12 protein-coding genes and 1 pseudogene are annotated in these 13212 nt (G+C 67.6%); 8 read left to right on the top strand and 5 right to left on the bottom strand.

Annotated elements, in window-relative coordinates; genetic code table 11:
- Positions 1-132: 132 nt before the first annotated feature.
- Both M3330_RS09895 and M3330_RS24475 read left to right on the top strand, forming a co-directional pair.
- Positions 133-504, top strand: a pseudogene (locus M3330_RS09895) (alpha/beta fold hydrolase); the annotation flags it as partial.
- Positions 396-647 (top strand): hypothetical protein, encoded by a 252-nt coding sequence (locus M3330_RS24475; protein ID WP_369683113.1) that lies wholly within the window; start codon positions 396-398, stop codon positions 645-647. The pseudogene M3330_RS09895 and the gene M3330_RS24475, both read left to right, overlap by 109 nt.
- Before the next feature lie 4 nt (positions 648-651).
- Here the strand turns inward: M3330_RS24475 and M3330_RS09890 are convergent, their stop codons facing one another.
- The 3 genes from M3330_RS09890 to M3330_RS09880 are packed head-to-tail and all read right to left on the bottom strand — an operon-like array spanning position 652 to position 3540.
- Positions 652-1362, bottom strand: coding sequence for a type 1 glutamine amidotransferase (locus M3330_RS09890; protein WP_006552453.1), 711 nt, complete (start codon positions 1360-1362; stop codon positions 652-654).
- Positions 1355-2608 (bottom strand): Mur ligase family protein, encoded by a 1254-nt coding sequence (locus M3330_RS09885; protein WP_024102795.1) that lies wholly within the window; start codon positions 2606-2608, stop codon positions 1355-1357. Before M3330_RS09885 ends, M3330_RS09890 begins: the two co-directional genes overlap by 8 nt.
- Positions 2503-3540, bottom strand: a complete 1038-nt coding sequence (locus M3330_RS09880) for an EamA family transporter (RefSeq protein ID WP_255028607.1) — start codon at positions 3538-3540, stop codon at positions 2503-2505. Before M3330_RS09880 ends, M3330_RS09885 begins: the two co-directional genes overlap by 106 nt.
- 72 nt (positions 3541-3612) lie before the next feature.
- Here M3330_RS09880 and M3330_RS09875 point away from each other — a divergent pair, with 72 nt between their 5' ends.
- On the top strand, positions 3613-4509 hold the full coding sequence (locus M3330_RS09875) for a LysR family transcriptional regulator (RefSeq protein WP_255028605.1): 897 nt from the start codon (positions 3613-3615) through the stop codon (positions 4507-4509).
- 22 nt (positions 4510-4531) lie between these two features.
- On the opposite strand, the gene M3330_RS09870 is transcribed toward M3330_RS09875, so the two are convergent.
- On the bottom strand, positions 4532-4906 hold the full coding sequence (locus tag M3330_RS09870; protein WP_006552449.1) for an SHOCT domain-containing protein: 375 nt from the start codon (positions 4904-4906) through the stop codon (positions 4532-4534).
- 233 nt (positions 4907-5139) lie between these two features.
- On the bottom strand, positions 5140-6951 hold the full coding sequence (gene leuA, locus M3330_RS09865; RefSeq protein WP_255028604.1) for a 2-isopropylmalate synthase: 1812 nt from the start codon (positions 6949-6951) through the stop codon (positions 5140-5142).
- Positions 6952-7296: 345 nt separating this feature from the next.
- Between leuA and M3330_RS09860 the strand changes: the two genes are divergently transcribed.
- From M3330_RS09860 to M3330_RS09840, 5 genes are all read left to right on the top strand, one after another.
- Positions 7297-8565, top strand: a complete 1269-nt coding sequence (locus M3330_RS09860) for a DUF4185 domain-containing protein (RefSeq protein WP_019290242.1) — start codon at positions 7297-7299, stop codon at positions 8563-8565.
- A 78-nt stretch (positions 8566-8643) separates the two neighbouring features.
- Entirely contained in the window at positions 8644-9909 is a 1266-nt protein-coding gene (locus M3330_RS09855) for an aspartate kinase (protein WP_255028602.1), read from the top strand.
- A gap of 80 nt (positions 9910-9989) precedes the next feature.
- Positions 9990-10973: an aspartate-semialdehyde dehydrogenase gene (locus tag M3330_RS09850; protein WP_016693204.1), complete on the top strand. Its 984-nt coding sequence runs from the start codon at positions 9990-9992 to the stop codon at positions 10971-10973.
- Positions 10974-11116: 143 nt separating this feature from the next.
- Positions 11117-11695 carry a TetR/AcrR family transcriptional regulator gene (locus M3330_RS09845; RefSeq protein WP_064061142.1) on the top strand — a complete coding sequence of 193 codons (579 nt, stop codon included), beginning with the start codon at positions 11117-11119 and terminating at the stop codon, positions 11693-11695.
- Positions 11692-13197: an NAD(P)/FAD-dependent oxidoreductase gene (locus M3330_RS09840; RefSeq protein WP_024102802.1), complete on the top strand. Its 1506-nt coding sequence runs from the start codon at positions 11692-11694 to the stop codon at positions 13195-13197. The genes M3330_RS09845 and M3330_RS09840 overlap by 4 nt, the downstream gene beginning before the upstream one ends.
- Positions 13198-13212 lie beyond the last annotated feature (15 nt).

Below are 13212 nucleotides of genomic sequence, written 5' to 3'. Positions count from 1 at the left end.
GTTCGCACTGTGATGTAGCTAACATCGAAGGTGCGAATCGAGCTTATGAGACGTCCGCGGACGACAGAGAGAAGCTCGTGAAGCAGAGATCCGGCCCGGAGAACGCGTAAAGCGAATCACCGGGCCGAACCCCTGTTCAGGGGAGGTTTCGGGGCCGATCGCCGCGACTGCAGCAGGGGTTGCACAGGGCGTCTGGGAGGCGGTCGCGCCCCACTTGCACGCCGCGGGGTTCGCACCTTCCCCCCGGATCAGCGCGGCTACTCGCCCGGCGCCCCACCACCCCGCCGCCGTGACTACGGCCTCGACCTGCTCGTCGGCGACGTCGCGGCGCTCATCGAGTCGGTACCCGGTGGTCGCGCGCACGTTGTCGGCCACGACTGGGGAGTCGCCGTCGCGTGGGTGCTCGCGGCGCATCGTCCCGATCTCGTCAGCACCGTGACGGCGGTGTCCGTTCCGCATCCGACGGCGTTCATGCGCTCGTTCTTCACCAGCGGGCGATCGGATCCGCCGGGGTCGACGCGACGGCCCACTACGTCAGTGGGCCGTACCGACGGGAAACGCTCGTCGGTACGAGCCACTGGATTCCCGACGAGGAGCCGGAGAAGCTCGCGCGGCTGGTCCTCGAACACATCGCCGCGCACGGTTGATCACTCAGGCGCGCAACCGTTCCTGCCGCAGCAGATCGACCTCGGGCAGATCCAGCGGCGGCAGCGAGTCGACTCCCAGAGCGCGCATCAGGAGATGATCGGCGAGCTCGGGATTGCGGGCGAGCACGGGACCGTGCAGATAGGTGCCGATCACCGAACCCTGCACGGCACCTTCGAGTCCGTCGCCCACGCCGTTGCCGACACCGCGGTCGACGCGGCCGAGTCCGGTGGCATCGGACCCGAGAGTCGTTCCACCGCGGTGGTTCTCGAATCCCGTCAGCGGCTGGGTGAGGCCGGAGAGGGTGGGGCGGATGACGATCTCGCCGATCGCGCGGGTCTGCTGCGGCGAGGTGGTCGCGTCGAGGATGCCGACACCGTCGACGCGTTCGCCCGAGGACGTCTCGTACCAGTGGCCGAGCACCTGGATCGCGGCACAGATGGCCAGCACGGGCGCTCCGCGCTCGGCGGCGCGCTGCAGACCCGGATAACGCTGCAGGTGCCGCGTGGCCAGTCGCTGCGCGGCGTCCTCGGCACCACCGAGGGTGTAGAGATCGAGGGACTCGGGGACGGGATCGTTCAGTCCGATCTCGACGATCTCGGCGTCGTGACCGCGCATCCGCAGGCGCTGGCGCAGCACCAGGGCGTTGCCTCCGTCGCCGTAGGTGCCCATCACGTCGGGCAGGACGAGTCCGATGCGGACGGTCGACTCAGACATGGGCAGCTCTCCTGGCGATGGCGGTGTTGAGATCGCGGAACGCGGTGTAGTTGGCGAGCACCTCCACGCGGCCGGGAGGGCACGAGGCGATGGCCTTCAGCGGATCCGGCACCAGCGTGTGCTCGACACCCGCGTAGGTCAGGCGGACGGCGAGATCGGTGCCGCGTTCTCCGGCTGCCACCACCTGCACACCTTCGAAGTGTTCGAAGCGGACGTCCCACAGCCACGACAGGTCCTCACCGTCGGGCACCTGACCGTTGACGGCGATCACCAGGCCGTCGACGGTCGGGTCGATCATCGACAGGGCCTCCTGCCAGCCGGCGGGGTTCTTCGCGAGCAGCATGTGCACCGAATGCGGTCCGACCTGCACCGTCTTGTAGCGACCGGCGACCTCTTCGACGACCGAGGCGGCAGCGACGGCCTTCGCTGGATCGGCACCGAGGGCGACGGCGGCCGCGACCGCCTGGGCGGCGTTGCCCCGGTTGGCGCGACCGGGGAGGGTCAGCTTCAGCGGGAGGACGAGGCCGTCCGGTCCGTACAGGTTCTCGTCGTCGACCCACCAGTCCGGTGTCGGCCGGGCGAAGTCGGAGCCGGTGCTGTACCAGTGGTCGCCTTCGCGGGCGATCGGCTCGCCCGTGCGCGGGCAGCTCACCGAGTCGTTGGCCCAGCCGGCGCCGGCGGCGACCCACACGACGTTCGGGTTGTCGTAGGCGGCGGACGTGACGAGCACGTCGTCGCAGTTCGCGACGATCACGGCGTCGGGATGCCGCTTCAGGCCCTCACGCAGCTTCCGCTCGATCATGTTGATCTCGCCGACCCGGTCGAGCTGGTCGCGGGTGAGGTTGAGCAGCACGATCGCGCGAGGCTCGAGGGCGTCGGCGACGTGCGGGGTGTGGAGTTCGTCGACCTCGATCGCGGCGAGCGGCGCCCGGAGATCGGTGGCGAGCGCGGCGACGATCCCGGCGTCCATGTTCGCGCCGTCCGCCTGGGTGACGACCGAATCGATCGTCTCGAGCGCGGCGGCCGTCATACGGGTCGTTGTGGACTTGCCGTTCGTCCCGGTGACGAGCACGGTCTGCCGGCCGTGGCCGAGCTGCTTCATCAGTGCCGGGTCGATCTTCAGGGCGACGAGCCCTCCGATCATCGAGCCCTTACCGCGTCCGGCCTTCTGGGACGCCCACGCGGCGGCTCGGGCTGCGCGCAATGCGAGCCGTCCACGTGCGGTGATTCCTGTGCTGGTTCCCACGTCGGCGAGTGTTCCACAGGCGCGGGAGCGTTGTGTCGCCGGAGGAGCGTCCTGCTCGTCACACTGCGGTGTCCGCCCTGGGAGGCGAGGGCTCCGACGATGACGATCACACCGCCGATCAGGGAGGACGGTGCCGGTCGCTCGCCGAGCGTGATCCACGCGACGGTGAACCCGACGACCGGCACCATGAGGGAGAGCGGCGCGACGGCCCCGGCGGGATAGCGCGACAGCAGCGAGGCGTAGATGCCGGTGCCGGCGATCGTGCCCGCCAGGACGACGTAGATGAGTCCGGCCAGCGCCAGGCCCCCGTCCACGGTGGTGACGGCGGTGCCGAGGGTGGACCAGACATGCGGGCCCTCGGCGAACCAGGAGATCCCGAAGAAGGGGAGCACGGGCACGACGCACATCCACAGCATCAGGCGCATGGGGTCGGCGGCGCCCTCTTTGCGGGTCGCGATGTTGCCGACCGCCCACGACAGACCGGCGAGCACGGCGAGGGTCATGGGGAGCAGGCTCGCGTCCGCGACGCCCTGCCCCACGGCGACGATCACCATGCCGGACACGGCGACGACGAGACCGGCGAGGCGGACACCGTCGAGCCGTTCGCGCAGGAACAGTACGGCGAGCAGGACCGTGAAGGGCGCGGACGACTGCAGTACGAGCGACGCGAGGCCCGTGGGTAGACCGGCCTCCATCGCCCAGAACAGGAAGGCGAACTGGGCGAAGCCGAACCCCGCGCCGTAGAGCAGGAGCCAGCGCAGGGGAACGGCGGGTCGCGGGACGAACAGCAGGACCGGGACGGCGATGATCGCGAAGCGCAGTCCGGCGAAGAAGAACGGCGGGAAATGGTCGAGGCCCAGTCTGATCGCGAGGAAGTTGCATCCCCAGAGCACCACGACGGTGAACGCGAGCAGACGGTCCCGGAACGACATGCCGTCAATTCTTTGCGCAGGAAACAATCAGGACAAGCGAATGTTCCTGAAGAAAGTGTGTAGTTTTACTACATGGATGTCGTGCGATTGCGAATACTGCGCGAACTCGCCGACCGCGGAACCGTGGCTGCGACAGCCGCAGCGTTGTCGATGACACCGTCAGCCGTCTCGCAGCAGCTCAAGGTGCTCGCCCGGGAGGCGGGAGTGCCCCTGCTCGAACCCGACGGCCGACGCCTGCGGTTCACCGACGCGGGTCGTGCGCTCGTGGTGCGCACCGACGAGGTGCTCGACGCCCTCGACCGGGCCGCCGACGAGATGACCGCCTATGCGCGGTCGCCCCGCGGACGGGTGCGCGTGGCGTCGTTCCCCTCCGGGGCAGCACTCCTGCTGCCGGCCGTGCTCGAGGCGGCCGGGGCGATCGGCGTCGAGTTGGACGTGAGCGACGAGGACGTCCCGGCCTCGGCCGCGCCCGCACTGCTCGCCGACTACGACGTGGTGCTCACCCACCGCGACGAGCGTTCGGCTCCGCTGTCCGGTCCGCGTGTCCACGTCGAGACGCTCATGCGCGAACCGATCGATGTCGTCCTCCCTCCCGGGCACCGGCTCGCGGCGCAGGACCGCGTGCAGGTCGACGAACTGGTGGGGGAGCGCTGGATCAGCGTGCGGGGTGGATTCCCCGTCGACGACGTGTTGCTCTCCATCGCGGCGGTGACGGGCATCCGTGCTCGGGTTGTGCACCGCATCAACGACTTCCGTGTCATCGAGGAACTCGTCGCGGCGGGGCACGGGGTGGCCCTGCTGCCGCGGTACTCGGTTCTGCATCCCGCCTTGGTGCGCCTGCCGCTGGCCGGTGTACGTGCGGCGCGGATCTACGAGCTCGTCACCCGCCCGGGAGCGTCGCGACGGCCAGCCGTGGGTGCCGTGCTCGACAGCTTCCGGACCGCAGCGGCACGGAAGCTGTCGATGTGAACGAACGGGTGGTCGCGCGGGATCAGGCGAGTGCCTTGGCCTTCAGTGCGTCGAACTCGGCCTGGTCGATGACACCCTCGTCGAGCAGCTTCTTCGCGTCGGCGATGTGTTCGGCGGGCGACTTGCCGGCGACCGAGCGGATGTAGTCGTCCTGCACGGCCTTGTACTGCGCGGCCTCCTTCGCGGAGCGCTCTGCCATTCCGGTGCCGTGGACGATCAGATAGATCAGGCCCGTGAGCCACGGGAAGACGAACAGGAAGACGATCCAGATCGCCTTGACCCAGCCGGACTGTTCGCGGTTGCGGAACAGATCCCCGATGATCATCCACAGCATGATGAGGTACGCGATGAATGCGAAGCAGACGATGATGTACCAGATGATGTCCATGAATTCCATACGCACACTCCGGGTTCGAGCAGAACGACTCTGCGGGACGAGAATTGCGGAATTCGACGGATATCACCCGTGAACGGGTTCGTTCTCGTCGAACATTCGGAACTGTATCTTTCCGGAGAGTGCGGTAATTGCCCGAAACGGTATTTGCGAGATGAATTGTCGGGGTGAAAATCCCCGAAAACGACGAATGCGGTGGACCCTCATGGGTCCACCGCATTCGGTTCGGAGACGGATCAGCGGTGCGAGCGGTTCACCGCGGAGACCATCGCGCGCAGCGACGCCGTGGTGATCGACGGGGCGATGCCCACGCCCCACACCAGGACGGTCGTGCCGTCGGGACGCGTGACGTCGGCCTCGACGTAGGCCGCGGCGTTGGCGTCGTCGCCGGCGGACATGGCGTGCTCGGCGTAACCGCGAACGGCCACCTGGTAACCCAGCGACTCGAGGGCGTCCACGAAGGCCGCCAGCGGGCCGTTGCCGCTGCCGGAGATCTCCTTCTCCACGCCGTCGACCTTCAGCACGGCGACGATGCTGTCCTCACCGTCGTCGGTCTCGGCCGCGGTGACCTTCTGCCGGATGCGCTCGAGCGGCGAGACCGGGGCCAGGTACTCCTCGTGGAAGATGTCCCACATCTCCTTGGGGCTGACCTCGCCACCATCACCGTCGGTGACCTTCTGGACGGCCTGCGAGAACTCGATCTGCAGGCGACGCGGCAGGTTCAGGCCGTGGTCGTGCTTCATGATGTACGCGATGCCGCCCTTGCCGGACTGCGAGTTCACGCGGATCACGGCCTCGTAGGTGCGGCCGACGTCCTTCGGGTCGATCGGCAGGTAGGGCACGGCCCAGGTGTGGTCGTCGACGTCGACACCGGCGGCTTCGGCGTCGACCTTCATCGCGTCGATGCCCTTGTTGATCGCGTCCTGGTGGCTGCCGGAGAAGGCGGTGTAGACCAGGTCGCCACCGTAGGGGTGGCGCTCGTGGACGGGCAGCTGGTTGCAGTACTCGACCGTGCGGCGGATCTCGTCGATGTTCGAGAAGTCGATCTGCGCGTCGACGCCACGGCTGAACATATTCATGCCCAGGGTCACCAGGCAGACGTTGCCGGTGCGCTCACCGTTGCCGAACAGGCAGCCCTCGATGCGGTCGGCACCGGCCTGGTAGCCCAGCTCGGCCGCGGCGACACCCGTGCCGCGGTCGTTGTGCGGGTGCAGCGACAGGATGATCGAGTCGCGCTTCGCCAGGTTGCGGTGCATCCACTCGATCGAGTCGGCGTAGACGTTGGGGGTGGCCATCTCGACGGTGGCAGGCAGGTTGATGATCACCGGGTTCTCGGGGGTCGCGCCCAAGGTCTCGACGACCGCGTCGCAGACATCCTTGGCGTACGACAGCTCGGTTCCGGTGTACGACTCGGGGGAGTACTCCCAGCGCCAGTTGGTGTCGGGGTGGTTCTTCGCCTCTTCGAGCACCAGCTCCGCGGCGTCGGTCGCGATCTTCTCGACGGTCTCCTTGTCGGCGCGGAACACCACGCGCCGCTGCAGGATCGACGTCGAGTTGTAGAAGTGCACGATCACGTTCTGCGCCCCGGCGCACGCCTCGAAGGTGCGCTTGATCAGTTCGGGGCGGGACTGCGTCAGCACCTGGATGGTGACATCGTCGGGAATCGCGCCGTCCTCGATGATCTCGCGGACGAAATCGAAATCGGTCTGGCTCGCGGACGGGAAACCGACCTCGATCTCCTTGTAGCCCATGCGTACGAGCAAATCGAACATGCGCCGCTTACGGGCGGGGCTCATCGGGTCGATCAGCGCCTGGTTGCCGTCGCGCAGGTCCACGGCGCACCACGCCGGGGCGCGATCGATGATCTTGTCGGGCCAGGTGCGGTCGGGCAGCGAGATCGACTCGACTTCCTCGGCGAACGGCCGGTACCGGTAGGTCGGCATCGACGAGTTCTTCTGCTTGTTCCACGACGGCTGGTCGGCCGGGGCCGGCTTGCTCGGCGGCGTGATGGTGCGCGAGCCGGAGGTGAAAGCGTCGGCGGGTGACATGACGTAACTCCAAAGAGAAAAGGGGACCTGTGGGCCCAGATCGAATATCGACCGGCGCGTCGAAACCCCGCGACGGGAAGCCGGTCTGGTCAGATCCCGCCGCGGCGGCCGAGGAGAAGCACGCGCTGCATGCCCAGCAGTGTATCGCGCCATACCCCACCTCGACCAAGTGGCACCTCCCACACGCATGCGTTCCGTGTGACCGGGCAGCGGTGATGTCGTGACCCGATCGATACGAACGCGCCTGACAGAGCGGTACTTGCGCCCCTAGCGTTACCGAACGTAACTCCCGCAACATCAGTAACACCGGTATCTCCGGTAACACGATGGGTGAAGGGCGTATCGATGGGATCGTTGCGCACGGCGATTGCCGGATCGTGCAGTGCACTGCTCGCACTCGGACTCATGGCGGTCTCCGCCCCCGCCGCGCACGGCGAACCCTGCGACTCGGGACTCCCCGGCTCGGGTTCGGGCTCCGGATCCTTCGGCACGGGATCATCAGGACCGCGGCTCGGAAGCAGCGGATCGGGGAGTGGAGGACTCGCACCCGAAGGCCCGCAGGGACCGCTACCGGCACTCGGCCCGGGCCCCACCAGCACCGTCGCCTGGGTGACCGGCCCGCGCAGCCCCAACAGGACCTACGACAGGTTCTCCATCTCGGGAACCGACCTCGGCATCATGTGGGACAACGGTGCGCAGGGCGAGGACCGTCAGGTCCTCATGGCCTTCGGCGACACCTTCGGCGACTGCTCGCTGCCCGACCAGCAGTGGCGCCACAACGTCCTCATGCGCACCACCGACGCCGACCTCTCCGACGGCATCGACGTGCCCGATCCGGTGCCCGGCGACCCGCGTGCGGGTTCGCCCGTCCTGCCCTCCGCGCCCGACATCTCCCGCGAACTCGTGGGCAGCCTCGCACTCGACGGCGTCGAGATCACCGTGATCCCCACGGCCGGCATCGCCGTCGACGGCATCCAGTACGTCAACTTCATGTCGGTGCGGTCGTGGGGCGACCACGGCGAGTGGTGGACCAACGCGTCGATGATCGCGACCTCGACCGACAACGGGGAGACCTGGCAGCTCGACCCGGCGACGGCGCGGATCAACCTGCCCCTCGACGTACCCACGGTGCAGCAGCTGTCCACCGGGAACGAGAACTTTCAGCAGCACGCCTACGTCCGCCACGAGGGATACGTCTACGACTTCGGCACACCGCAGGGCCGGTTCGGCGCGGCCTTCGTCTCGCGCGTCCCCGAGACCGCTCTGCTGGACCTGGCCGCCTACGAGTACTGGAGCGGCGACGACTGGGTGTCCGGCGACGCCGCCGCGGCCACCCCGGTCGTGCCGCCCGCAGTCGGGGAGATGTCGGTGCAGTTCCTGGGCGACGAGTTCGTCATGCTCTACGGGAACGAGGCGAACGGCACGATCGAGATGAGGACGTCCGCGAGACCCGAGGGGCCGTGGAGCGAGGCTCGCGTGCTGGTCACCCACCGTGAGATCGGTGGTCTCTACGCTCCGTTCATCCACCCGTGGTCCACGGATACGGACCTCTACTTCACCGCCTCGCGGTGGGGCGACTACAACGTCATGCTGTTGCGCACGACACTTTCCTGAGACGCCCCGGGTCGATGGAAGCCGCGGTCGGTAAGCTGGGCCACTGGACTTGTTCCCGAGACCCGGAGGTTGGCCAGCGTGGCACTCGTCGTCCAGAAGTACGGAGGATCCTCGGTCGCGACGGCCGAGCGGATCCGGCGCGTCGCTGAAAGGATCGTCGAGACCAAGAAGGCGGGCAACGACGTCGTGGTCGTCGTCTCGGCCATGGGAGACACGACCGACGAACTCCTCGATCTCGCACAGCAGGTGTGCCCGGCCCCGCCGGCCCGCGAGATGGACATGCTCCTCACCTCCGGTGAGCGCATCTCCAACTCCCTCGTCGCGATGGCGATCCACTCGCTCGGCGCCGAGGCCCGGTCGTTCACCGGTTCCCAGGCCGGCGTGATCACCACGGGCAGCCACGGCAAGGCGAAGATCATCGACGTCACCCCCGGCCGCGTGCGCACCGCCCTCGACGAGGGCAGCATCGTGCTGGTCGCCGGCTTCCAGGGTGTGAGCCAGGACAGCAAGGACATCACGACTCTCGGTCGTGGCGGTTCGGACACGACCGCCGTCGCACTCGCCGCCGCGTTGAACGCGGACGTCTGCGAGATCTACACCGACGTCGACGGCGTGTTCTCCGCGGACCCGCGCATCGTCAAGGACGCGCAGCGCCTCGAGAAGGTCTCCTTCGAGGAGATGCTCGAGCTCGCCGCGTGCGGCGCGAAGGTTCTCATGCTGCGGTGCGTGGAGTACGCCCGCCGCTACAACGTGCCCGTGCACGTTCGTTCGTCGTACACCACCAAGCCCGGCACCATCGTGTCCGGATCGATGGAGGACATCCCTGTGGAAGAGGCCCTGATCACCGGCGTTGCGCACGATCGCAGCGAAGCGAAGATCACCGTCGTCGGTATCCCCGACACCCCCGGTTACGCCGCCAAGGTGTTCCGCGCCGTCGCCGACGCCGAGATCAACATCGACATGGTGCTGCAGAACATCTCGAAGGTCGAGACCGGCAAGACCGACATCACCTTCACCTGCCCGAAGAGTGACGGCCCGCGCGCGGTCGAGCTCCTCACCAAGCAGCAGGGCGATATCGGCTTCACCCAGGTCCTCTTCGACGACCACATCGGCAAGGTCTCCCTCGTCGGTGCCGGCATGAAGAGCCACCCCGGCGTCACGGCCAAGTTCTGCGAGGCTCTCGCCGACGCCGGCATCAACATCGACCTGATCTCGACGTCGGAGATCCGCATCTCCGTGCTCGTGGATGACAACGAACTCGACGACGCCGTGCGCGCTCTGCACGCGGCATTCGAGCTCGGCGGCGAAGAAGAGGCCGTCGTGCACGCAGGAACGGGGCGGTAATCGTGACCACCAATCAGGCGAGCGAAGCGACGGGCAAGACCATTGCGGTCGTAGGCGCCACGGGGCAGGTCGGTATCGTCATGCGCACCCTGCTCGAGGAGCGCAACTTCCCGGCCGACACGGTTCGGTTCTTCGCGTCGGCCCGCTCGGCCGGCAAGAAGCTACCGTTCCGCGGTGAGGAGATCGTGGTCGAGGACGTCGCGGCGACCTCCGACGAGGATCTGAAGGGCATCGACATCGCGCTGTTCTCGGCCGGTGGCACCCTCTCCAAGGAACAGGCTCCGCGCTTCGCGGCCGCCGGTGCGATCGTCGTCGACAACTCGTCGGCATGGCGCAAGGACCCCGAGGTTCCGCTCGTCGTCAGCGAGGTCAACCCGGAGCAGGTGAAGAACCCACCGAAGGGCATCATCGCCAACCCGAACTGCACCACGATGGCCGCGATGCCGGTGCTCAAGGCACTGCACGACGAGGCCGGACTCCAGCGCCTGATCGTGTCGAGCTACCAGGCGGTCTCCGGTAGCGGACTGGCGGGCGTCGAGGAACTCGTCGGCCAGGTGCGTGCCGTCGCCGACGAGGCCGACAAGCTCGTCCACGCGGGCGACGCCGTCGACTTCCCGGCCCCGAACAAGTACGTCGCGCCCATCGCGTTCAACGTCGTGCCGCTCGCCGGCTCGATCGTCGACGACGGGACGGGTGAGACCGACGAGGACCAGAAGCTGCGCAACGAGTCGCGCAAGATCCTCGGCCTGCCGGACCTGCTCGTGTCGGGCACGTGCGTGCGCGTTCCCGTCGTGACCGGCCACTCGCTGTCGATCAACGCCGAGTTCGAGCGGCCGCTGTCGGTCGAGCGTGCGCAGGAGCTGCTCGCGAACGCTCCGGGCGTCCGCCTCGTCGACGTGCCGACCCCGCTCGCCGCAGCGGGCGACGACGTCTCGCTCGTGGGCCGCATCCGTCAGGATCCGGGTGCTCCTGAGGGCCGCGGTCTCGCGCTCTTCGTCTCGGGCGACAATCTGCGCAAGGGTGCTGCTCTCAACACCATCCAGATCGCTGAGCTGCTCGTCTAGGCGACCTTCCGACCTTCTCGACGGAGCGGGTGGACCTCTTCGGGTCCACCCGCTCCGTCGCGTTTCGGGCCTGATCCGGTATACCCGAGAAATATTTACAAGCAGTCTGGACTGTTTGTTGTTTTCCCGTTACGCTGCGATGCGTGATCCAGGACACTGCGCCGAACGGTGGTCGCACCCAGGCGCAACGCACAGCCGCGACGCGAGCCAAGCTGCTCGACGCCGCGGTCGACTCGCTCGTCGAGCATGGCTATTCGGGAACCAGCACGCAGGGCATCGCCAAACGTGCCGGAGTCTCGCGAGGCGCCCAGCTCCACCACTTCCCGACGAAGGAGAGCCTTGTCGTCGCGGCGGTCGGGCACCTCGTCGACAGGCGGCTGCAGGAGATCCTCGAGACACGACCCGATCCGGAGCACGGCTTCGAAACGCTCATGGATGCCTTCTCCGGCCCGCTCTTCGCCGCAGCGCTCGAACTGTGGGTCGCGGCGCGGACCGATCCGTCCCTGCACGAGGCGATGATCCCGCTCGAACGCAAGGTGTCGGACGCGCTCCGCACGGGTTGCCTGGAGATCATGGGCGACCGGGTCTCGCCCGACCACATCGACCTCAGCATCGAAATCGCCCGGGGCTTCGCCGTCTCGGCCCTGATGCGTACCCCCGAATCCGATCGAGAATTCCGGGAGCGCCTGCTCCCGGTCTGGAAGGCGCTGGTGATGAAATGAGTCTCGCACTGCTTCCCGATCACGTGCACACGCTCGTCGTCGGCGCGGGCTTCGGTGGCATCGGTATGACCGCAACGCTGTTGCGCGAGAACCCCGACGCCGACGTCCTCGTCCTCGAGCGCGGTGACGACGTCGGCGGAACCTGGCGCGTGAACACCTATCCCGGTGCCGCATGCGATGTTCCGAGCGCGCTGTACTCGTTCTCCTTCGCGCCCGAACCCGACTGGTCGCGAGCGTACGGCACCCAGGAAGAGATCTACGCGTACCTCCGCCGTGTTGCACGTGAGCAGGGCGTGACCGACCGGACGATGTTCGGGTGCGAACTGCGCGCGGCGCAGTGGGACGCCGAGCGTGCCGTGTGGCGGATCTCCACCTCCCGTGGCGACCTGACGGCCGACGTGCTCGTCGCCGCGACCGGCGCCCTCTCCACACCCACCTATCCGAAGGTTTCCGGCCTGGAGTTGTTCCGCGGCAAGAAGTTCCATTCGGCCGAGTGGGATCACGACCACGACCTCACGGGTGAGCGTGTCGCCGTCATCGGTACCGGCGCGTCGGCCATCCAGTTCGTGCCGGCGATCGTCGACCGCGTCGAACATCTCACGCTGTTCCAGCGCACCGCCTCCTGGGTGATGCCCAAGCACGACCACGTCATCGCGCGGTCGGTCCGCACGCTCTACCGGCGCTTCTCCCTGGCCCAGAAGCTCATGCGCGGATTCGTGTACGGGCAGAGGGAGATCTACGTCGTCGGCATGACGAAGCCCTTCGCCCGCAAGTACCTCCTGCCGCTGTTCGAGGTCCGGGCACGCCAGGTGCTGCGCAAGAACGTGCGCGATCCTGAGCTGCGCAAGCGCCTGACCCCCGATTTCGCGATCACCTGCAAGCGGATCCTGTTGTCCAACGACTGGTTCCCGGCCATCACCCGCCCGAAGGTGGACGTGGTGTCCTCCGGTCTGGCAGCGGTCACCGAGAACGGTGTCGTCGACGACAAGGGCACCGAGTACCCGGTCGACACCATCGTCTTCGGTACCGGTTTCACGCCGACGGAACCGCCGGTCGCGCACCATATCCGCGGTGGCGACGGCCGCACCCTCGCCGAGACCTGGGACGGCAGCCCCTCGGCCTATCTCGGCATCACCGTGCCCGGCTTCCCCAATCTGTTCCTCATGTACGGCCCCAACACCAATCTCGGCCACAGCTCGATCGTGTACATGCTCGAATCCCAGGCCAACTACATCTCCGACGCGCTGCGCACGATGGAGCGTCACGGCATCTCGGCCGTGGAGGTGCGCGACGACGCGGTGCGCCGCTACACCGCCGATCTCGACCCGGCGCTGAACAACACGGTCTGGAACCAGGGTGGCTGCAGCAGCTGGTACATCGACGAGAAGGGCCGCAATTCCGTGATGTGGCCGACCTTCACGTGGCAGTACCGGGCGCGGACCAAGCAGTTCGACCCGGAGAGCTACACGGAACACCGAGCGACGGCAGGAGCGGGCGCATGAAGCAGAGCGACGGCA

The sequence above is a fragment of the Rhodococcus sp. GA1 genome, from assembly GCF_024321955.1.
In the GTDB taxonomy this organism is placed as follows: Bacteria; Actinomycetota; Actinomycetes; order Mycobacteriales; family Mycobacteriaceae; genus Rhodococcus; species Rhodococcus pyridinivorans.
Note: the sequence above shows the minus strand (reverse complement) of the source record. Positions and strands in the feature narration are given on the sequence as shown.